Genomic DNA, 20,537 nt, shown 5'->3' with positions numbered 1-20,537 from the left:
CCCCGATGACTGTGCCACGATCCGAGAAAGCGGCGGACACGGCGTCGCACACCGGACCTGCCGAGGCCGCGGGGTCTGGTCTCGCCAACTCCGGGATTCTCAACGTCAGCATCAAGAAGCTGGTCAACAATGCGGGTGCTCCCGCACCGCCGTCGTGGGAGACCCGGCTGTGCGAGGCGGCGCGGGTGCTGGCTCGGCACGCCCAGCAGCAGGGCGAAGATCAGGAATTACGGCGCGGGCTGGGCAGCCCGCCGCCGATCCAGGTGCGCTTCACCGCGGCACCCGCGGATCTCGTTGCCCAGCGTGCCAACATCCGGGGCGTGAAACTCGGCGCCACCGCGCACGAGCCGATGCACCTGCACGGGCGGCTCGACGACATCGAGGACGTCTACCAGCGTGCTGGCGGGCGCCTGGTGATCCTTGGGGAACGGGGTTCGGGCAAGTCCGTCGTGGCGCAGCGCCTCGCCTTGATGCTGCTCGCCTCCAGGACCGCCGACGACGAACCGGTGCCCATTGTCTTCCGCTTGCACAACTGGGATCCCGGCATCCGGATGAAAGAGTGGCTCGCCGCGTTCCTCGCGGACAACTACAACGGTCTGGACGCCACCGGTCCCAGCGGCATCCGTCTGGCGGAGGCACTCATCGACGAGGGGTACATCCTTCCTGTCCTCGACGGCTTCGACGAGATCTCGACGGGTCTCCACAAGAGCGCTCTGCAGCAGTTGAACGAGACCCTGATGTCCCTGGTGCTCACCAGCACCACAGACGCGTACGCCCGTACTGTCCGCGGCGACCGGACCCTGGCCCGCGCCGCCGTCGTCATGCTGGAGCCCGTCGCCCCGGACGATCTGCTGCTGTATCTTCCCCGAACGGCACAGACCGATCCCGCTGCCGCTCACTGGGCCTCCGTGCTCGGCTCGGCCGCGGAGGACAGCGGTGGACTGGAGCACACGCCCGTCGGCCGGGCGCTGTCCACTCCTCTCATGGTCGGCCTCGCCCGGAGCGTCTACAGCGACGGCCCGCAGGACCCGACGGATCTGCTGGACGGGGCACGGTTCCCTAGCCCCTCTGCCGTCGAGGATCATCTGCTGGAGCAGTTCGTCCCCGCTGTGTACGAGCGCAGGTCCCCGTGGCGGGTCCAGGACGCCCAGCGCTGGCTCGGTCATCTCGCGCGGCAGCCGGACCGCAGCGGTATCGCGTGGTGGGAACTGGCCGACGCGGTACCCAGAGGCCAGCGCAGTGTCGCCTTCGCATTTCCCTCGCTGCTTCTCGGCGCGATCACGGGTTACCTCACCTTCGGCTCGGTCACTGGCACCGCGGGAGTGGCGGGCGTGGTGCTCCTGCTCGGTGCCTCGACCGGATGGTTCCGGAGTCCCGCCCCGGCGCGGATGGCGCTACGCGCCTCGGGGCGCGTACGGCATGTGCTGACTCAGGTGGCGATCGGTCCGATCGGCGGCGCAACAGTCGGGTTGATCGGGCATCCGATGGTCCGGCACTGGGGCTGGCTCGCGCTGACTGTCGCCGGAGGGGCAGCGGGTGCCCTGGGCGGGGTGCTGACCGGCTGGGGCCGGCGGATGGACCCGGAGGCGGAGAACCGGTCCATGGCGCGCGAGGGCGGAAAGGGGCTGCTCGGCGGGACAGCGGGAGGGTTCGCGGTCGGCTGTTTCAGCATGCTGGCCGGACTGTCCGCGCCCACCGGCTCGTACCGTACGTGGCTGGTCCTCGGTGTCGGCATCGGCCTGGCCTTCGCCCTGGGGTCCGCGGTGCTCGTGCCGACCCCGTTGGACACCGTCGTCACACCGAGGTCGCTGCTCCGCTCCAACCGGCAGTACGCCCTCTTCATGATGAGCGTCGGCGGCGCTTCCTACGGCCTGGTCGCCGGGACGCTGATGGACCCGGTGGCAGGGCTCGTGGGCGGGGCCGCGGTCGGTGTCGCCGTCGGCATCGGGGGCTACGCCTGGGGCCGTTGGCTGATCATCGTAAGGTTATGGCTGCCGCTGCGCGGGCAACTGCCCTGGCGAATCTGGGCGTTCCTCGACGACGCCCATGAACGCGGTGTCCTGCGCCAGGCCGGCGCCACGTATGTGTTCCGCCACGGGCGCATCCAGGAGGCGCTCGCCGCTGAGTGAGGTCCGGCCGGGCGGCGAGTACCGCGGTGCCGGCGGCCAGCACGCCACCGGTGAGCAACCGGGTGCGGGAACAGATGCGCAGCACGGAGCCTCCAGAGGTGAGGAGTTCGAACGGGCCCACCTCAACTCCGGCGGAGCACCGTCTAGGCGGTCGGACGCGCACGAGGCCCTCGGGCAGCGGTCCGCCTGGAGCCAGGCGCGGACGTCGCCGCAGTGACCACGGTCCAGATCCGCGGGCTGGTCGAGCGGCTCATCGCCGCCGAGCAGTGCAAGCCCGGGCGATCCGGAGGTCCTGGTCGTGCTGGACGCCGGATACGACGCACCCCGGATCGCCCACCTGCTGCACGACCTGCCCGTCGAGATCCTCGGCCGGCTCCGCTGCGACCGTGTGATGCGCCGGCCCACACCGCCGCAGGTCTACGACCCCAAGGGCGGCCGACCGCCCAAGCATGGCGGCGAGTTCGTCTTCGGCGACACCACCACCTTGGGCACAGAGCAGGCCGTGACCGTCACAGACACTCGCTTCTACGGCAAAGCGACCGCGCAGGCGTGGGAGCGGCTGCACCCGAGGCTGACCCGGCGGGCGGCCTGGCTCGACCACGACGGACCGCTGCCCATCATCGAGGGCACCGTCATCCGTGTGACCGTGGGGAAGCTGCCCAGTGGCGGGGTGAACAAGCCGGTCTGGCTGTGGTGGTCGGGCACCGCCGCCACCGCGAACGACGTGAACCGCTGTTGGCAGTCCTTCCTCCGCCGCTTCGATCTCGAGCACACGTTCCGGCGTTGTCACGTTGTTGGGTGGGTAGGGCCTGACGGTGTGTCGAGGCATGGTTCAGTCGGGCTCGGGGCCTGTTGCTCAGGCCGCTTCGGGCCGGCCGGTGATGTGGTCCCAGATGGCGAAGCGGACGGTCATCTCGGTTCGGTAGCCGGGAGCGGTCATCAGGTGGCGGCGGGGCCGGAAGTGGGGTGAGATGCCGCTGAACGCGGACAGGAACCGCTGGGCTGCGCCGGTGCTGCGGAAGCCTTTCATCGCGCGTTCGCGCTGCCGGGTCGGTTGGTGGCTGTTCTCCGCCCGGTTGTCCAGGTACTTCGACTGCCGGGGCTCGACGCAGGTCCAGGTGCTTCCCAATGCTGATGTCAAGCCGCGGCTGTGGCTGGGGGTGTGACCTGGTAGCACCGTCGGTCACGGATCAAGGCCCACAGGACGTTGACGCGGCGGCGGGCGAGCGCGAGGAGAGCCTGGACGTGGCGTTTGCCCTCGGCGCGCTTGCGATCGTAAAAGCTTCGCGAGTTGGGGTCGCGTTGAACGCTGACCAGCGCGGAGATGTAGAAGACGCGCTGCAGGCGAACGGTGGTATCTCGTCGGTCGGTGGTCGTTGCCGCTGACCTGGCCGGAGTCGCGTGGGGCGGGTGCCACGCCGGCGAAGGCCGCGAGCCGGTTGGCCGTTGGGAAGGCGTCCAGGCTGCCGCCGACGGCGGTGAGGAACTCGGCACCGAGGATTGTGCCGATGCCGGGCAGGGACTCGATCACTTCGGCGAGTTCATGGTCACGAAACCGGCCCTCGATGAGCTTGTCGGTCTCGGCGATCTTCTCGTTGAGGGCCATCACCTCCTTGGCGAGAGTGTGCACCATCTTCGCGATGGTCTTCTCACCCACGACGGCGGTGTGCTGGCGATCGGCGGCTTCGACCACCTTCTCGGCCAGGGCAGCAGCGTTGCAGACCTTGCGGTTGCGCAGCCAAGCGGTCAGCCGCCGACTGCCGGCGCGGCGGATCGCGGCCGGTGTCTGGTATCCGGCCAGCAGCACCAGCGGGCCGACGTTACCGAGGTCGAGATCCCGTTCCAGGGTCGGGAACATGCTGTTCAGCAGGGCCTTGAGCCGGTTGGTGGTGCGGGTCCGGTCGGCGACCAGATCGACGCGGTGGTCAGTCAGCAGCCGCAACTCGATCGTGGCTTCGTCGCCGGGGCGGATCGGCTGCAGATCGCGGCGCATCTTGGCCTGATCGGCGATCACGCGGGCGTCACGGGCGTCCGTCCTGCCCTGGCCCCGGTAGCTGTCGGTGGCCCGGTTGACCGCGATACCGGGGATGTAGACGAGCTCCTGGCCATGGTTGACCAGCAGGGGCGATCAGCAGGCCGGGCTCGCCGCCGGTCATGTCCAGCGCCCAGGTTGTCCTGCCACCGTCGGCGAGGTCCAGAACATCACCGATCAGCTTCAGCAGTCCCGGCTCGTCGTTGGCCACCCGACGCGACAGCAGCGTGTCGCCCTCGCCGTCCAGGACCAGGCCATGGTGGTGGGTCTTGCCGCAGTCGGTCCCCGCCCATCTCCGGCTCATTGCGCTCCAGTCGTCACACTTGCCTTGCGTACCATGGACGACCTCGCCGGCATTGCTCCACACAGCGACTTGTTCGCACTTCCCAATCGACGGCCGAGTCGTCGTGGGGAGCCGGGCGGCCAAGCACCTGAAGCCACGAACGGCAGCCACTTGTCAGCCACACCCAACTCCCCTGGGTGTCCTCACCCTACGAACGGGAGGACCAACCCGTTCAAGAAGGTAGAGCCACTTGTCACCAGGGCGAGGGCGCCGTCGGCGCAGCGCATTGGCGTACTGCTGCCCGAACTTCAGGCACCAGCGGCGGATGGTCTCGTAGGACACGACGACGCCGCGCTCCAGCATGAGCTCCTCGACCTCGCGGAAGCTGAGCGGGAACCGGAGGTACAGCCACACGCAGTGCGAGATGATCTCGACCGGGTACCGGTGCCCCTTGTACAACAGCGACACGGCCCCCACGAACGACTCCTCCCAGTCCGAACGATCAGAAGATCATCCCACCCGGTCAACCAACGTGACAACGCCCTTCTCATCCCTTCCCGGTCTCCCTCGGCCCTTCTATGCCTTTCTCCTTACTTGTCGGCCTTTCTCGGTCCATCTCGGTTTCCATTCACCCGGCGTTCCCCTTGGTTCCCCGGACAGCCCGTGCAGAGCAGCTGCATGACGCGTGGGGCTCGATCGAGAGGGGCTCTCAAGCACCCGGGCCACCCGGGCCGTCAGCGCCCGCCCGGTCGCCCGCCCGCCCGCCTCGGCAGGTCCTGCTCGGCCCAGATGATCTTTCCGGCCCGGGTGTAGCGCGTACCCCAACGGCGGGTCAGCTGGGCGACCAGGAACAACCCCCGGCCGCCCTCGTCGGTGGTCCGCGCATGGCCCATCCGGGGCGAGGTGTTGCTGGCGTCGGACACCTCGCAGATCAACTTGTCATGCCGGATCATGCGCAGCCTGACGGGTGCGGTGCCGTGCCGGATGGCGTTGGTGACCAGCTCGCTGACCACCAGTTCCGTGGTCATCGCCAGGTCCTCCAGCTCCCATCCGAGGAGCTGGCGGACGGCCAGCTCCCTGGCGCTCGAGACGATCGCCGGATCCGTCGGCAGGTCCCACGAGGCGACCCGGTCGGCGCCCAGCGCATGCGGCCGGGCCAGGAGCAGAGCGACGTCGTCGGTCTGCGGGCCGGTCAGCAGTTTGTTCACGACCGCCGAGCACAGCTCCTCCGGCGGCAGGCCTGACTGCGCGAGCACATCGCTGAGGCGGGACAGCCCGACGTCGATGTCCTGGTCACTGCTCTCGATGAGGCCATCGGTGTAGAGGGCGATCATGCTTCCGTCGGGGAGGGACATCTCGGCGGACTCGAAGGGCAACGAGCCGAGGCCCAGCGGAGGGCCCGCCGGAAGGTTCGGGAAGACGATCTTGCCGGCGGGGGTGACCACGACGGGCGGCGGATGTCCGGCCCGGGCCATGGTGCACAGCTGGGTGACCGGGTCGTAGACGGCGTAGAGGCAGGTCGCGCCCAGTACCGCGGTGGCGATGGGCTCGTCGTCGCCGCCCTTCTCCTCCGTCAGGCGGATCACCAGGTCGTCCAGGTGGGCCAGCAGCTCATCGGGCGGCAGGTCCATGTCGGCGAGCGTCTGTACGGCGGTACGCAGCCTGCCCATGGTCGCCGCGGCGTTGAGGCCGTGCCCGACCACGTCACCGACGACCAGGGCGACCCGGGCGCCGGACAGCTGGATCACATCGAACCAGTCGCCGCTCACCCCTTCCCGGGCATCGGCCGGCAGATAGCGCGAGGCCACCTCCATGGCGGTCCCGCCGTTCAGCCCCTGCGGGAGCAGACTGCGCTGCAGGGCCAGCGCCGCGGCGTGCTCACGGGTGTAGCGGCGGGCGTTCTCCACCCACACCGCGGCCCGGCCGACAAGCTCCTCGGCGAGCAGCAGATCGTCCTCCTCGAACGGATCCGGATGCTCCGTACGGATGAAGGTGGCCACTCCCAGCACGGTGCCGCGCGCGGACAGCGGCACCCACATCGCCGAGGGCATCCCGAATTCCCTGATACTCGCGGCCCGGGCCGGGTCCTCAGCGACCCACGGAGTGGTGTCTGGGTCCAGACACGGATCCAGCATCGAGGTGCCGTTGACCATGCTCTGGATGTACGGCGACGACATGGGGGCGGCGATCGGGTCGCCGGTGGCGATCACCGATTCCGGACAGCCCTCGTGGATCGACTGCTGCCCGGCACGCCGCGCCGGATACGTGCCGTCGGACGGCCGCGAACCGGGTTCCTCACCGTGCAGCACCGCTTCCAGCAGATCGACGGTCACGAAGTCGGCAAGCCTCGGCACCGAGAAGTCGGCCAGCTCCTGGGCGGTCCGCATCACGTTCAGCGTGCCCCCGATACAGGCGCTGGCCTCGCTGAGCAGGGCCAGGCGCTCCCGGGCCCGCCATCTGTCGGTGACGTCCATGCCCATGTAGCACACGCCCAGCGGGCTGCCGTCCGGGTCGTCGAGCCGAAAGAAGGAGGTGGAGTAGGCGTGTTCCCGGTGCGGATCCGCCCAGGTCCAGCCCCGGTACTCGTAGTCGACGACCGGCACGCCGGTCTCCAGCACCCGCCGCATCTGTGCTTCGAGCGCCTCGGTGTTCAGGCCCGGCAACGAGTCCGACATCCGGCGCCCGAGCCGCTCCTCGCGCGGCACACCGCCGTAGCGCTCCAGGGTGTCGTTCATCCACACGTACCGCAGGTCCGGGCTGAGCACGGCCATGCCGAGCGGTGAGCGGGTGAGAAAGCCCTCCAGCACCTCCCCGCTGACCGCCCAGGTCGGAGCCTTCGCCACGTCGATCGCCGAGACGAGCCAGGTTTTGCGGTCGTCGGTGTCGGACATCGCGGTCACCCGCAGCCCGACCTCGAGACGGTGGCCGTCCCGGTGCCGGGCGCCCACCAGGCCGCCCCAGCTCTCCCGGGTCCCGCACTCCTCGGCGACCTCGGCCGCCCGTGACGCGTCCTCGGGCTGCGCCAGCAGAGTGGCGGCGGAGCGGCCGAGGACCTCCGCCGCACCGTATCCCAGGAGCCGCTCGGCGGCCCCCGTCCAGCCGATGACCGTGCCGTTCGCGTCGATCACCACGGCAGCCACGTTCGCCATCTCGAACGGTCCGTGCGTTCCGTCCGTTGTGACCTCCTTGGGGAACATCATGACGGCCGTCCCATCTGGCGGATGGCATATGGGTCATTCTATGAGGTATCGCCCGGCACTGCTCTCCCCTCGGACCGCGCCGGGGCCTCGCCCTACTCCTGGCCCTCGCCGGTGGTGAGCCGGGCGATCATGAGCGCCACCAGGATGATCGCGCCGTAGATGGCCTGGATCCAGAAGGACGACACCTGCGCCAGGGTGAGCAGGTTCTCCAGCATGCCCAGCAGCAGGACCCCGAGCAGCGCCCCGGCCAGGGAGCCCTTGCCGCCGTTCAAGCTGATGCCGCCGATGACAGCGGCCGCGAACACGGTGAAGATCAGGCCCTGTCCCTGATTGGCGTTGATCGCCCCGACCCGTCCGGCGATCACCAGGCCGGCCACCGCAGCCAGCGTCCCGCCAATGACCAGCACTCCCCAGGCCACCCGGTCGACCCGGATGCCCGCCGCCCGCGCCGCGGGGGCGTTGCCGCCCACCGCGTACACCGCGCGTCCCAGCCGGTGGTAGCGCAGCGCCCACCCGGCGACCGCGAAACAGGCGCCGGTCACCCACACGGAGACGGGGACGCCGAGCCAGGTGTCGGACCCGAGGGCCAGGAGCGCGGTGGGGGCGTCGAACAAGGTCTTGCCGGACACCATGCCGACCAGGACTCCGCGCAGCACGATGTTCATCGCCAGGGTCACGATGAATCCGTTGAGCTGGAGCTTGACGATCAGCAGACCGTTCACGGCGCCGAGCAGAGCCCCGGTGAGCGGAATGATCAGCAGACCGAACCAGACGGGCAGCTCGCTGCCGAACCCCGCCGAGGCGGCCGGGATCACGGCCATGAAGCCGAGGGCCGGGGCGAGCCCCGCGATCGACTCCAGCGAGAGGTCCATCTTGCCGCTGATCAGGATCATCGCCTCGGCGAGCACCAGCAGTCCGAGCGCCGAGGAGGCGCTGAGCACGTTCAGCAGGTTGTCCCGCTCAAGGAAGCTGTCGTTGCTGACCGCCCCGATGACCAGCAGCAGGAGCACCGCGGGCAGCAGCGCCAGGTCCCGGATCCGCCCCAGGGCGATCACGCGGACGGGACGGCGGACAGCTCTGTCCGGCCCATCACCCGGCATCGGGCCACCCGGCATCGAGCCGCCGCTCGTCGGGCCGTTCGGCGCGGTGTCACTCATGGCCGGTGCCGACCCCTTCGATCGAGGCCACCAGTTCTTCGTCGGTCCAGCCGACGGTGTACTCGGCGGCGAGAGAACCGTTGAACATCACCAGGACGCGGTCACAGCTCCGCAGATCCGCCAGCTCGTCCGAGACGACGAGCGCCGCGCGTCCCGCGGCCCTGGCCCGGTCGACGACCGACAGCAGCGCCCGCTTGGACTGCACGTCGACGCCCGCCGTCGGGTTGATGAGCACCAGTACCGCCGGGTCGGTGGCCAGCGCCCGGCCCATGACGACCTTCTGCTGGTTACCGCCCGACAGGTCCTTGACCGGCTGGTGCGGGCCGTCCGTCGTGATGTCGAGACCGGTGATCGTCCGCCGGGCGAAGGCGTCCCGGGCCGGGCGCGAGATCACGCCGAGCCGCCCCAGCCGGTCCATGATGCTCAGGGAGGCGTTCTCGGCCACCGCCAGTTCCGGTACCAGCCCTTCATGGTGCCGGTCCCGCGGCACACAGCCCACGCCCGCCGCGAGCGCCGAGGGGACACTGCCCGGCCGCGTCGGACGGCCGAGCACCTCGATCCGCCCGCTGTCGGGCCGGTACAGCCCGGCCAGCGCCTCAGCGACCTGATGGCTTCCGGAGCCCGCGAGCCCGGTCAGCCCCACCGTCTCGCCGGACCGGACGACGAAGCTGACGTCAGTGAAATGCGTGCCGCTCAGCCGGTGCACCCGTACCGCCACGGGCGCGTCCGCCGGCCGCGGCCGGATCTCGCTGGAGCCGGGGACCGCACCCGCGCCCCGCCCTCCGGTCATCGCCTCGACTAGTTCGGTCCGGCCCAGCTCGCCCACGGGCGCCGTGGTGATCCAGCGGGCGTCCCGCAGGACGGTGACGACCTGGCAGACGGCGTAGACCTCCTCCAGATGGTGAGAGATGTAGAGGAAGGTGATCCCGGCCCGCTGCAACCGCCGGACATGGGTGAACAGGCGGTCGATCGCCCGGCTGTCCAGCTGGGCGGTCGGCTCGTCCAGGATGATGAACCGGGTTCCGCGCGAGATCGACCTCGCGATCTCCACCATCTTGGCGTCCTCGACGGTGAGGTGGCCGGCCGGCACGTTCTCGTCGACCTCCACACCCCAATCGTCCAGCAGCTCGCGGGCCGCCGCGTGCATCCGCCGCCAGCTGATCACCTGGCCGCGCCCCGTGGGCTGCCGGTTGACGTACAGGTTCTCGGCGACAGTGAGATCAGGGATGATCGTCGACTGCTGGTAGACGCAGGCGACCCGCCGCTGCCACGCCTCACGGTCCGCCGGGCCGGGCGCGGGTTCGCCGTCGAACAGAACGACGCCACGGTCCGGCCGCTGCAGTCCGGTCAGGATGGCCACCAGGGTCGACTTGCCGGCCCCGTTGCGGCCGACCAGGGCGTGCGACTCACCGGCCCGTACGGCGATCCCCACGTCGTCCAGGGCCACGGTGGGCCCGTAGCGCTTGTGGATTCCGTGGGCCTCGGCCACCGCGCGGCGGCCGGCGTCATCGGCGCGGGGGTCGGTCGGTGGCGTCCGGTTCATCGCGGTCTCGCTTCCCGGGGGCCCGGGGAGACGCTTTCCCGGGTCAGGAGCTCTTGCCGATCTGGTTGCCCCACAGCGACGCGTCGTCGACGTTGTCCTCGGTCACCAGCGGTGCCGGGAACTGGTCCTCCAAGATTCCGCTGGGCAGCCGGACGATGGTGCTGTCGTGGTCGGTCGGGCCCGGGTGGAAGGTCTCGCCCTCCATCGCCCGCTTGATGTAGTAGATGCCGTATTTGGCGTACTGGTCGGCCGGCTGGGAGACGGTCGCATCGATCAGACCCTTGCGAATCGCATCCAGCTCCTGCGGGATGCCGTCGTTGGACACGATCACGACGTGCCCGGGACTACCGGCCGCCACCAGCGCGTCGTGCCGCCGCAGCGTGCTCAGCGTGGGGGCCAGATACACACCGCCGGCCTGCATGTAGATGCCCTTGATATCGGGGTTGGTGATGTACAGCGCCTCCAGACCGGCCGCCGCCCTTTCCGCCCTCCAGACGGCGGGAACGTCCAGCACCCTGATGCCTGGGTAGTCCTTCTTCATGCACGCGCTGAACGCCTCCGACCGGTCCCGCCCGTTGACCGACGCCAGATCGCCCTGGATCTGTACGACCTTGCCCGTCTTCACCGCGTCGCCGAGGTGCCGACAGGCCTTCTCCCCGTAGGCACGGTTGTCGGCCCTGACCACCATCGCCACCTCGCCCTTGTCCGGCGCCACATCGACGGCGACCACCGGCACCTTCTTGCGCTGCGCGGCGTTCAGCCCGGCGACGATCGCCGCGGAGTCCAGCGGCGAGACGACCAGGCCCTTCACGTCCTGGGCGAGCAGATTCTGGATGTCGGTGATCTGTTTGCTCGGATCGGAGTCGGAGTTCACCGTCTGAAGCAGGCGGACGTCCTGGGCGGCGGCCTGCTCGGGGATGTAGCGGTCGTACGACTCCCAGAACGGTGAGGTCAGCAGCGGCAGCACCACCCCGACCTCGCCCGAAGCGGTGGCGTCGGTGCTGCTCGTGTCCCCGCCGCAGGCGGTGACGGCCGGCCCGCAGCCGAGTGCGAGGACTGTTCCGACAGCGGCGATGCGTCGCTTCATGGTGCTCGGCTCCGAGTGAGTGGTCGGTCAGCGGTCGGTCGGTGGTCGGCAGCGGTCGGTCAGGTCAGGTCAGTGGAAGGTGTCCTGACGTGCGCGGATGCCCTGGATCCCTCCGTCCACGACGAGTGCCGTCCCGGTGGTGGCACCGGCCAGCGGCCCGGCGAGATAAGCGATGGCGTCCGCGACCTGCTGGGCGGTGACCAGACGGCCGGTGGGCTGGCGGGCGACGAGAGCGGCGCGTTCGGCCTCCGGGTCGTCGGAGTGTTCGAGCAGCCGGCGCACCCAGGGGGTGTCCACGGTGCCCGGGTTGACGCAGTTGACCCGGATGCCCTCGCCGATGTGGTCGGCGGCCATCGCCAGGGTCAGCGCGAGCACCGCGCCCTTGCTGGCCGCGTACAGCGCCCGCTGCGGCAGCCCGGCCAGCGCCGCGACCGAGCAGGTGTTGACGACGGCCGCGCTGGGAGACCGGCGCAGATACGGCAGTGCCGCCCGGCTGGTGCGGACGATGCCGAGCACATTGATGTCCAGCACGTGGTGCCATTCGTCGTCCGCGTTGTCCTCGACGGTGCCCTGAGCGCCGATGCCGGCGTTGTTGACCACCACATCCAGGCCTCCGAACAGCTCCGCCACCCGGCTCACCGCATCGGCCACCGATACGGCGTCCCCGACATCAGCCTGTACCGGGTGCAGCCACGCGGGCACGGGCTCGGGAACCCGGTCGAGCACCGCCACCCGGCACCCCCTCGCGGCCAGGGTCTCGGCGGTGGCCAGCCCGATCCCGGACGCCCCGCCGGTGACGATCGCTGCCAACCCCTGGAATTCCTCCCCGGTGTTCATGCCGAGGGCCCTTCAGCCGGGGGCTCGTCGTACGGTCCCGCCGAGGACTCGTCGTACGGGACCTGCCAGGCGGCGCCGCCAGGGAACGCGTACGTGGCGAGCGCCTCGGGCCGCATCGCCGAGCTGAAGCCGGGGGCGGTCGGGGCCGCGTACCGCCCCCGGACGATCAGGACCGGGTCGAGGAAGTGCTCGTGCAGATGATCCACGTACTCGATGACCCGGTCCTGGAGGGTGCCGGAGACCGCCAGATAGTCGAACATCGCCAGGTGCTGCACGAGTTCGCACAGCCCCACCCCTCCCGCGTGCGGGCACACCGAGATCCCGAACTTGGCCGCGAGCAGGAGGATCGCCAGGTTCTCGTTGACTCCCCCGACCCGGCAGGCGTCCAACTGCAGAAAGTCGAGCGCGCCCGCCTGGAGCAGTTGCTTGAACATCACCCGGTTGTGCACATGTTCGCCCGCCGCCACCCGCACCGGCGCCACCTCCCGGCGGATCGCCGCGAGCCCGAGAATGTCGTCCGGGCTGGTCGGCTCCTCGATCCAGTACGGGTCGAACTCCGCCAGCCGCCGGATCCGCCCGACCGCCTCGGCGACCCCCCAGCGCTGATTGGCGTCCAGAGCCATCCGCACCCCGGGGCCGATCACTCCCCGCGCGGTACGGCACCGCCGCTCATCGTCCTCCGGATCGGCTCCGACCTTGAGTTTGATCTGCGTGAACCCACTGTCCACGGCCTCCCGGGCCAACCCAGCGACCTTGCTGTCCGGGTAGCCGAGCCAGCCAGGAGACGTGGCATACGCCGGATACCCCTCGGCGAGCAGCAGCGCTTCCCTCTCCCCCATCCCGGCCCGCGCCCGCCGCAGAATCCCCAGCGCCTCATCGGGGGTCAGCGCGTCCTCCACGTAACGGAAGTCGATCAACGCGACCACCTGCTCGGGCGCGAGGTCGGCCAGCAGCTTCCACAGCGGCTTCCCCTCCCGCTTCGCGTACAGGTCCCACACGGCGTTCACCACGGCCCCGATGGCCATGTGCACCACGCCCTTCTCCGGCCCCAGCCATCGCAGCTGGCTGTCGCCGACGAGCGAGCGGCAGAACCCGCCGAGGTCGGACAGGACCTCTCCCAGCCGCAGCCCCACCACATGCGGGCGCAAGGCGTTGATCGCCGCCACCTCGACCTCATTGCCCCGGCCGATGGTGAAGCAGAACCCATGACCCTCCAGCCCGTCCCCGGCATCGGTGCGGATGATCACATAGGACGCCGAATAGTCCGGATCGGGATTCATCGCGTCCGACCCTTCAAACCGACGAGACGTGGGAAACCGGATGTCGTAGGCGTCCAGCGCCGTGATCCGCCCCCGCGTCGGGTTGGGCCTCATGTCAGGCGGCTCGTCGACGTCATCGGAAGGACTCCAGAGAATCAGGCCTGACGGCAAGCTGGGACACCCAAATAACTGTATATCGCCCAAAAGCCCCGGCCGCACTACCGCACGCCTGTGTCTCCGAGGGCTGGGTACGGCAACGGCAAGCCGTCTCCCTCCACGAAGGCACCATCGCCGCCCTCAAGGCACGCACCGGCAGGCGCGGCATGTCCGCCTACGTCGAAGGCCTAATCCAGCGCACGGGAGCGCGACCGGCTGCGCGAACTCATCGAGGACGCCGAAGCCCAGCACGGTTCGGCCGACCAGGCTGCGGTCGATGCCGAGTGAGGGCGCTGTCACGTTGGTTGACCGGGTGGGATGATCTTCTGGTTGGATCGTGCTGGAGGGGGCCGTTCGTGGGGGCCGTGTCGCTGTCGCACAAGGGGCACCGGTACCCGGTCGAGGTCATCTCCCATTGCGTGTGGCTGTATCACCGCTTCCCGCTGTCGTTCCGCGAGGTCGAGGAGCTGATGCTCGAGCGGGGGATCGTCGTCTCGTACGAGACGGTGCGCCGCTGGTGCGCCAAGTTCGGGCAGCGGTACGCAGGCGTGCTGCGCCGCCGGCAGCTCCGGCCCGGTGACAAATGGCACCTGGACGAGGTCTTCATCAAGATCAACGGCGAGCAGCGGTACCTGTGGCGGGCCGTCGACCAGGACGGCAACGTGCTGGACATCCTCGTGCAGGACCGCCGGGACAAGGCCGCGGCCAGGCGTTTCTTGCGCAGGCTGATGAAGAGGACCGGTGCGGTGCCGCGGGTGATGGTCACTGACAAGCTCCGCTCCTACGGCGCTGCCCGCCGCGAGGTCATGCCCTGCGTCGAGCCCCGGCAGTCGAAGTACCTGGACAACCGGGCGGAGAACAGCCACCAACCGACCCGGCAGCGCGAACGCGCGATGAAAGGCTTCCGCAGCACCGGCGCAGCCCAGCGGTTCCTGTCCGCGTTCAGCGGCATCTCACCCCACTTCCGGCCCCGCCGCCACCTGATGACCACTCCCGGCTACCGAACCGAGATGACCGTCCGCTTCGCCATCTGGGACCACATCACCGGCCGGCCCGAAGCGGCCTGAGCAACAGGCCCCGAGCCCGACTGAACCATGCCTCGACACACCGTCAGGCCCAACCCACCCAACAACGTGACAACGCCACGCGATGCCCGCGCCGGTGAGATAGCGCTCGACCGCCGCAGTGTACGACGCGGGCGGGGTGGACAGGGGCACGACCCGGGCTCGCGGCAACCTGAGCGCGCCCCCGCTCCCGAGTTCGGTCACCGGTTCGATCGCCATGCTCGCCCCCCTCCGGCACTGCCGCAGTAAATGCGTGCACCTCGCCCCGGCGGCCGGAATGGTCCGCCGCAGGCCGTGATGATCACGATAGAGGCTCCGCCGCAGTAAACCCGGTAGTTACTGCGGTAGTTCTTCCGGACCTCGTTGGGCGGCTGCGGTGAGCTGGGCGGCCAGATTCTTGAGCGCCTGCCGTAGTTCGTCGGGGTGGTGGATGGTGAAGGGCCATTCCAGGGAGGCGAGCATGTGGGCCATGCCGTCCAGCCGTTCTGCCCGTGCGTGCATCAGGACACCGGTGGGCTGGGCGGTGAGGGTCACCGCTGAGCGAGGCAGTCGGCGGGCGATCTCATCGAGGGGGCCATGGATCGTCACCTCGACCTGCCAGCGGTAGGGCCCCTGAGCGAGGGTCGAGGTCAGGTGGGCGACGGGGTCGAAGCCGTCGGGCGCGGTGAAGCTGTCGGCTCGGGGGGTGACGGAGGTGATGCGGTCGATTCGGAAGGTGCGCAAGCTGTCGCGGAGGTGGTCGTGGCCGACGACGTACCAGCGGCCGGTGTGGAAGACCACGCCGTAGGGGTCGATGTCGCGTTCGGTGTGTTCCTGGCGCCAGGACTGGTGGCTGATGGCGACGGTCGTGCGGGCGCGGGAGGCCTGGGCCAGGGCCAGCAGGACGCCGGTTCCGGGTGCCTGCCCGATTACGGCGTTGGCGGTGAAGGACAGGGTCTCCCGCATGGCGGCGAGCGGTTCGCGCAGGGCGTGCGGGAGCACCCGCTCGATCTTGGCCAGGGCACCGGCACTGGCCGGCGCGGCGGTGCCCATGCCCAGACGTTCTGCCGCGAGCAGGCCAAGGACGACGGCGAGGGCCTCGTCATTGGTGAGGACCAGAGGTGGCATGCGGTAGCCGCGGGCCAGTCGATAGCCGCCGTAGCGGCCGCGTTCGGCCTCCACAGGGATGCCCAAGTCGCGTAGGTGGGCCGTGTAGCGGCGCACGGTGCGGACGTCGGTGTCCAGGCGGTCAGCCAGCTCCGTCCCGGTGAGCCGGGCGTTGGACTGGAGGAGTTCCAGCAGGGTCAGCACACGGGTGAGGGGATGCGACATGATCACTCGGCATTTCAGGGCGGATTCTGTCCTGTATCGACTTTACGCTCCCCGCAGCACCTCACTTCTGGGAGATCACATGGCCACCTTCGTACTCGTTCCCGGCGCCTGGCTCGGGGCGTGGGCCTGGGAAGACACCGCCCGCGCTCTGCGGGAGCGCGGCCACACGGCGCTGCCGCTGACACTGACCGGCCTGGTCGAGCACGCAGACCAGGGCGGACCCCAGACGGACCTGGACACGCACATCGCGGACATCACGGGATTCGTCGAGCGGAACGATCTGCGCGACGTCACGCTGGTCGCCCACAGCTACGCGGCTGCCCCGGTAACCGGGGCAGCCGGACGTCTCGGCGACCGGCTGGAGCGCGTGATCTACGTGGACAGCGCCCCGTTCGCCGCAGGCATGTGCATGCTCGACCTCTTGCCACCGCAGGCAGCGGACCAGCTGCGCCAGCAGGTCGACGCTTCCGGCGACGGGTGGCGGCTACCGATGCCGCCCTTTGAGGTCCTGGGCTTGTCCAGCAGCCTCGACGGGCTCGATGAGGGCCAGCGGGACGCTCTGCGCTCGCGTGCCACCCCTCAGCCGTTCGGCGCCTTCACCCAGCGTCTCGACGGCCCGGCCGAGCCCGGTCCCGGTGTGGACCGTGTCCTGGTCGCCTGCCATGACTTCACGGGACTGCTGGATGCCGGGGTGCCGATGCTCGCCTACCTGAACCAGCCGCCATGGCGGCGCTTCCACCTGCCCACCGGGCACTGGCCGATGCTGTCCGCACCCGCCGAACTCGCCCGCGTCCTCGACAAGGCCGTCTCCTGACCGCGCCGGCCGAGAGGCACATCCCGACGCCTGACCACGAGAGCATCCGCAGGCTGCGGGCCTGTGCTCAGGCCCTGGCCGGCGGAGCACGCGAGGCCTCTGCCGTGACGGTCGTCCGACGGGTCTTCGCCATCCAGGCCCAGGACGCCACGGCCGCCGACCTGGGCATCCGGGTACGCGGCCGGGACATCACCGCCCAGGCCATCCGCACGGCATACGAGAAAGAGCGGAGCATCGTCCGCAACTGGTACATGCGCGGCACCCTGCACACCATCCCCAGCAACGACGCCCGCTGGGTGTTGCAGTTACTGTCCCCGCGCATCCTTGCCGCAACCAGCCGCCGCTACCAGCAACTGGGCCTGGGCGATGATCTGCGCCAGCGAGCCGACCATCTCATCCGCCGTGCTCTTGCCGCGCACGGACCACTCACCCGGGCCGAGCTGACCGAGCGCCTCACCACCCTCGGTATTCCGCCGGACGGGCAGGCGCCGTTCTACCTGATCCGCAACGCAGCGCTCACCGGCATCCTCTGCCATGGTCCGCAGCGCGCCGGTGAGGCCACGTATGTGCTGCTCGACGACTGGCTGCCCTCCACCGGGCGCTTCCGGTGGGAGGGCGACGATGCTCTCGCCGAGCTGGCCCGCCGGTACCTGGCCGCGCACGCCCCCGCCACCTTGGAGGACTTCGCCGCCTGGTCCGGACTGCCGATCACCTGCACCCGCAGGGCCTGGAAAATGCTGGCGGAATCCGGCGTGATCACCGAGTACGGCGCATTGACCATGCTCGCCGGGCGGGTGAAAGAACTCCCACGCTCGTCTGACCCTCCGGACGTTCGCATGCTGCCCGCCTACGACAACTACCTGATCGGCTACCGCACCCGCGAGGCGTCCGTCCCCGCTCCCCACCAGACCCGCGTCTGGCCAGGAGGCGGCCTCATCCGCCCCACCGTCATCGCCGACGGCCTGGCCATCGCCACCTGGAGCCGTGGCCCCGGCTCGCGCTCCATCCAGGTGGATGCATTCGAACCTGTCCCGCCTCAGATCGAGCAGGGTACCGACATGGAAAAGGAGGCCGTCGTCGGCTTTCTGCGGCCCACCACATAGCCGACCCGCATCCCGATCCAAAAAGGACGGCCGCATAGGCGAGAGCGTTGGGTCAAGCGGCCTGACCGAGGCCTGCGGCGATCAGACCCTGCTCACGGAGCGGGGTGAAGCCGACGTCAGGCTTCGGGTCGTTCGCTTCCGGCTGAGTGCCGAGTTCGTGGGTGCTGTACTCGCCGAACCGATTGATGTGTTCGGTCAGGCACGGCGAGATGTGCGCCAGGTCTTCCGGGTCGATCTCCCATCCCTCCTCCAGCAGCTGGCGGACGATCTCCGCGATGTCCAGGGCGTTGTGCCGAGATCCCCCCATACCATCCGAGGTCCTCGACCACTCACAGGTCGTCTACCCCCAGCGCCTCGACATCCCGCGCGAACCCCGGCAACCCCTGCGGAGCCCAGTCGCGGTCGTACATCACACCGATTCGAACGTTCGGCACGTGCTGAAACCTATGCCCAGTGCTGGTGAGTGATCAACGCTCCGGTCAAGCGTTCAGGGCGTCGGCACCGGTGGTCGCCGAAGTGCGGGGCACGTGCCGCTTTTTCGTAGGGCAGGGTATGTCCGACGCCAGAATCGCGGTCCCGTGCAGTCATGTTTCTTCGATGTCTCGCAGTAGGAGGACGCCGAGGCGTCGGCCAACACGTTGGGGTGTTCGCTCGGGGTTCGTTGCGCGCTCTGTGTGACGTATGCCTCGCTCCTTGGGCGGTTTTCCCGGCGTACTGCTGTAACGGTCGCCTGACCGGGACCACTACTCGATGACAGAACACACCGGGAGGGACAGGAGGTGCGGCAGTGCCCGACGACGACGCGGATCGTTTCACCGCTATGTACGACGGCTGCCGGCAACGCGTGTGGGCCTACGTGGTCAGCCGCGCGGGACGGCAGGTCGCCGACGAGGTGGTGAGCGAGACGTTCACCGTGGCCTGGCGCAGGCTGGACGACATACCGCAGCAGCCGCTGCCATGGCTGCTCGGGGTCGCCCGCAACATCCTGCGGGACAGCATCCGCGCGGAGGCCAGGCGCGCGATGCTCGCCGCCGAGCTGGGCGCCTGGACGGGCCAGGCCGAGGCGGACATCGCCGAGGACGTGTCCGAGCGCAGCGCGCTGCTCAAGGCGCTGGCCACGCTGCCAGAGGACGATCGCGAACTGCTCATCCTCTCCGCGTGGCAGGGACTGACCCCGGCGGAGGCGGCCCGTGTGGTCGGCTGCTCGCCCATCACGCTGCGGGTCCGCCTGCACCGGGCGCGTATGCGCCTCAACCAGGCCGCGTCGGCCTCCCCGCTCATGCAGGAGGCCGCAACCGCGCGGCGCGTGTCCACCCGAGCCCGGATCACCGTAGGAAAGGAAGCTCGGTGAAGAACGACGTCCTGCAGCGCCTGGCCGCCGCCCGCCCCGCCCACCTCGACCCCGACCTCCCCACACCCTCGCAGGTTCGGCAGGAGGAGCTCGCAACGCTCATGAGCCTTCCGCGCACGACGCGCAGGGCTCGCGCCACCACCCGCAGCGCGAGGGTGCGCCGCCCTCTCCTGTCGGGTCTCGCCCTGGCCACGGCGTCGGTGGTGGCGGCTGTGGTGATGACCGACACCGCGCCGGAGCGGCCGGGACCCGCGCCCTCCGCGACGTTGGGCTCGGGCAGCCAGGTCCTTCTCGCTGCCGCGTCCCACGTCGAGCGGCAACCGGCCGCCTCCGGCAAGTACTGGTACGTGGTGGAAACGCTCGTCGACCGCCAGAAGGTGCCCGGCAAGAACTACAGCATCGACATCCGCCAAGAGGTGCGGTGGTGGACGGCCGCCGCCAAGAACAGGTACTGGTCGCAATCGCTGGACGTAGGCGCCCGTCCGGCGACGGAAGCCGACGAGGCGGCGTGGAAGGCGGACGGGTCCCCCATGTCGTGGGACATGAGGGACGTGACCGGGGAGATCGTCACCTACGCCGGCAAGGGCGAGATCGCACACGACGTCCCCGGCGGAATCGCGGACAGCGTGCCGATGGGGGAAGTTCCCCTGCGCCTCCTACCCACGCTGCCCACCGATGCCAAGGCCCTCCGCAAGCGCCTCTTCGAACTGGTCGACAAGCACTACAACGGCCCCGAATGGACCCTCGACCGGATCGTCGTCGAGGACGCCGTCCAGCTCGCCACGACCCTGCCGTCCAACCCGGCCCTGCGCGCCGCCGCCTACCGCCTCCTCGCCGCAGAGCCCGGCGTGCGCTCCCTCGGCGACGTCAAGGACCACGCCGGCCGCACCGGCTACGCCGTCGCCCTCACCGCCGAGTACGCGCCCGGCACCGAACGCCGCCTGATCTTCGACAAGTCGACGGGCATGCCGCTCGGTCAAGAGATGGTGTCCACCCGCAGCGGCGACGGCAGAAAGAAGGGCGACCTGCTGAGCTACACGACGTTCACGATGAAGTGGACCAACCAGGCACCGCCGTTCAACACCGACTACAGCGACCCGCCGGCCGACCTGCGCTCCGTTCCGGTCGACGAGTTGGACGTGGAGGCGGCTCGCTGATCCTGCCGGGCTTGCTGAGCGGCGGACCCCAGGCCGACGGCCCGGGGTCCGCCC

General features: G+C 69.7%; 14 protein-coding genes and 5 pseudogenes. 7 read left to right on the top strand and 12 right to left on the bottom strand.

The window, feature by feature from the left end:
* Positions 1 to 5 precede the first annotated feature (5 nt).
* Positions 6 to 2,129 (top strand): NACHT domain-containing protein, encoded by a 2,124-nt coding sequence (locus ACFU5F_RS34965; RefSeq protein ID WP_383896267.1) that lies wholly within the window; start codon positions 6 to 8, stop codon positions 2,127 to 2,129.
* Between the two features lie 177 nt (positions 2,130 to 2,306).
* A pseudogene (locus ACFU5F_RS34960) lies at positions 2,307 to 2,910 on the top strand (transposase); the annotation flags it as partial.
* Positions 2,911 to 2,985: 75 nt separating this feature from the next.
* Here the strand turns inward: ACFU5F_RS34960 and ACFU5F_RS34955 are convergent.
* From ACFU5F_RS34955 to ACFU5F_RS34915, 9 genes and pseudogenes are all read right to left on the bottom strand, one after another.
* A pseudogene (locus ACFU5F_RS34955) lies at positions 2,986 to 3,237 on the bottom strand (DDE-type integrase/transposase/recombinase); the annotation flags it as partial.
* Positions 3,238 to 3,266: 29 nt separating this feature from the next.
* A pseudogene (locus ACFU5F_RS34950) lies at positions 3,267 to 4,465 on the bottom strand (IS110 family transposase).
* A gap of 225 nt (positions 4,466 to 4,690) precedes the next feature.
* A pseudogene (locus ACFU5F_RS34945) lies at positions 4,691 to 4,921 on the bottom strand (IS6 family transposase); the annotation flags it as partial.
* Positions 4,922 to 5,178: 257 nt separating this feature from the next.
* Positions 5,179 to 7,644: a SpoIIE family protein phosphatase gene (locus tag ACFU5F_RS34940; protein ID WP_383896264.1), complete on the bottom strand. Its 2,466-nt coding sequence runs from the start codon at positions 7,642 to 7,644 to the stop codon at positions 5,179 to 5,181.
* Positions 7,645 to 7,736: 92 nt separating this feature from the next.
* Positions 7,737 to 8,744, bottom strand: a complete 1,008-nt coding sequence (locus tag ACFU5F_RS34935) for an ABC transporter permease (RefSeq protein ID WP_383896315.1) — start codon at positions 8,742 to 8,744, stop codon at positions 7,737 to 7,739.
* A 49-nt stretch (positions 8,745 to 8,793) separates the two neighbouring features.
* On the bottom strand, positions 8,794 to 10,344 hold the full coding sequence (locus tag ACFU5F_RS34930; protein WP_383896262.1) for a sugar ABC transporter ATP-binding protein: 1,551 nt from the start codon (positions 10,342 to 10,344) through the stop codon (positions 8,794 to 8,796).
* Between the two features lie 43 nt (positions 10,345 to 10,387).
* The gene (locus ACFU5F_RS34925) at positions 10,388 to 11,431 is read right to left on the bottom strand and encodes a sugar ABC transporter substrate-binding protein (protein ID WP_383896260.1); all 1,044 of its coding nucleotides are present in this window, start codon (positions 11,429 to 11,431) and stop codon (positions 10,388 to 10,390) included.
* Positions 11,432 to 11,500: 69 nt separating this feature from the next.
* Entirely contained in the window at positions 11,501 to 12,268 is a 768-nt protein-coding gene (locus ACFU5F_RS34920) for an SDR family NAD(P)-dependent oxidoreductase (protein WP_383896257.1), read from the bottom strand.
* Positions 12,265 to 13,641, bottom strand: a complete 1,377-nt coding sequence (locus ACFU5F_RS34915; protein ID WP_383896254.1) for an enolase C-terminal domain-like protein — start codon at positions 13,639 to 13,641, stop codon at positions 12,265 to 12,267. The genes ACFU5F_RS34920 and ACFU5F_RS34915 overlap by 4 nt, the downstream gene beginning before the upstream one ends.
* A 398-nt stretch (positions 13,642 to 14,039) precedes the next feature.
* Between ACFU5F_RS34915 and ACFU5F_RS34910 the strand changes: the two genes are divergently transcribed.
* Positions 14,040 to 14,750 carry an IS6 family transposase gene (locus ACFU5F_RS34910; protein ID WP_383896251.1) on the top strand — a complete coding sequence of 237 codons (711 nt, stop codon included), beginning with the start codon at positions 14,040 to 14,042 and terminating at the stop codon, positions 14,748 to 14,750.
* Between the two features lie 333 nt (positions 14,751 to 15,083).
* Here ACFU5F_RS34910 and ACFU5F_RS34905 read toward each other — a convergent pair whose 3' ends face one another.
* Positions 15,084 to 16,058 carry a helix-turn-helix transcriptional regulator gene (locus ACFU5F_RS34905; RefSeq protein WP_383896248.1) on the bottom strand — a complete coding sequence of 325 codons (975 nt, stop codon included), beginning with the start codon at positions 16,056 to 16,058 and terminating at the stop codon, positions 15,084 to 15,086.
* A 79-nt stretch (positions 16,059 to 16,137) separates the two neighbouring features.
* Here ACFU5F_RS34905 and ACFU5F_RS34900 point away from each other — a divergent pair, with 79 nt between their 5' ends.
* Positions 16,138 to 16,872, top strand: coding sequence for an alpha/beta fold hydrolase (locus ACFU5F_RS34900; RefSeq protein ID WP_383896245.1), 735 nt, complete (start codon positions 16,138 to 16,140; stop codon positions 16,870 to 16,872).
* 104 nt (positions 16,873 to 16,976) lie between these two features.
* Complete coding sequence (locus tag ACFU5F_RS34895) at positions 16,977 to 17,975, top strand: winged helix DNA-binding domain-containing protein (protein WP_383896242.1); 999 nt, start codon at positions 16,977 to 16,979, stop codon at positions 17,973 to 17,975.
* Between the two features lie 52 nt (positions 17,976 to 18,027).
* On the opposite strand, the gene ACFU5F_RS34890 is transcribed toward ACFU5F_RS34895, so the two are convergent.
* Positions 18,028 to 18,282: a Tn3 family transposase gene (locus ACFU5F_RS34890; protein ID WP_383896239.1), complete on the bottom strand. Its 255-nt coding sequence runs from the start codon at positions 18,280 to 18,282 to the stop codon at positions 18,028 to 18,030.
* A gap of 25 nt (positions 18,283 to 18,307) precedes the next feature.
* Positions 18,308 to 18,409 (bottom strand): annotated as a pseudogene (locus ACFU5F_RS34885) (5,10-methylene tetrahydromethanopterin reductase); the annotation flags it as partial.
* Between the two features lie 386 nt (positions 18,410 to 18,795).
* On the opposite strand from ACFU5F_RS34885, the gene ACFU5F_RS34880 reads away from it, so the two are divergent.
* Complete coding sequence (locus tag ACFU5F_RS34880) at positions 18,796 to 19,326, top strand: RNA polymerase sigma factor (RefSeq protein ID WP_383896312.1); 531 nt, start codon at positions 18,796 to 18,798, stop codon at positions 19,324 to 19,326.
* Positions 19,323 to 20,483, top strand: coding sequence for a CU044_5270 family protein (locus tag ACFU5F_RS34875; RefSeq protein WP_383896236.1), 1,161 nt, complete (start codon positions 19,323 to 19,325; stop codon positions 20,481 to 20,483). The genes ACFU5F_RS34880 and ACFU5F_RS34875 overlap by 4 nt, the downstream gene beginning before the upstream one ends.
* Positions 20,484 to 20,537: the final 54 nt, after the last annotated feature.

The organism is Streptomyces sp. NPDC057438 (genome assembly GCF_042802995.1).
Lineage (GTDB): Bacteria > Actinomycetota > Actinomycetes > Streptomycetales > Streptomycetaceae > Streptomyces.
Note: the sequence above shows the minus strand (reverse complement) of the source record. Positions and strands in the feature narration are given on the sequence as shown.

Excerpts from the sequence above, each read along its gene's own strand:
- ACFU5F_RS34965 (WP_383896267.1), top strand. The coding sequence starts at position 6 with ATGACTGTGCCACGATCCGAGAAAGCGGCGGACACGGCGTCGCACACC.
- ACFU5F_RS34940 (WP_383896264.1), bottom strand. The coding sequence starts at position 7,644 with ATGATGTTCCCCAAGGAGGTCACAACGGACGGAACGCACGGACCGTTC.
- ACFU5F_RS34935 (WP_383896315.1), bottom strand. The coding sequence starts at position 8,744 with ATGCCGGGTGATGGGCCGGACAGAGCTGTCCGCCGTCCCGTCCGCGTG.
- ACFU5F_RS34930 (WP_383896262.1), bottom strand. The coding sequence starts at position 10,344 with ATGAACCGGACGCCACCGACCGACCCCCGCGCCGATGACGCCGGCCGC.
- ACFU5F_RS34925 (WP_383896260.1), bottom strand. The coding sequence starts at position 11,431 with ATGAAGCGACGCATCGCCGCTGTCGGAACAGTCCTCGCACTCGGCTGC.
- ACFU5F_RS34920 (WP_383896257.1), bottom strand. The coding sequence starts at position 12,268 with ATGAACACCGGGGAGGAATTCCAGGGGTTGGCAGCGATCGTCACCGGC.
- ACFU5F_RS34915 (WP_383896254.1), bottom strand. The coding sequence starts at position 13,641 with ATGAGGCCCAACCCGACGCGGGGGCGGATCACGGCGCTGGACGCCTAC.
- ACFU5F_RS34905 (WP_383896248.1), bottom strand. The coding sequence starts at position 16,058 with ATGTCGCATCCCCTCACCCGTGTGCTGACCCTGCTGGAACTCCTCCAG.
- ACFU5F_RS34900 (WP_383896245.1), top strand. The coding sequence starts at position 16,138 with ATGGCCACCTTCGTACTCGTTCCCGGCGCCTGGCTCGGGGCGTGGGCC.
- ACFU5F_RS34890 (WP_383896239.1), bottom strand. The coding sequence starts at position 18,282 with ATGGGGGGATCTCGGCACAACGCCCTGGACATCGCGGAGATCGTCCGC.
- ACFU5F_RS34880 (WP_383896312.1), top strand. The coding sequence starts at position 18,796 with ATGTACGACGGCTGCCGGCAACGCGTGTGGGCCTACGTGGTCAGCCGC.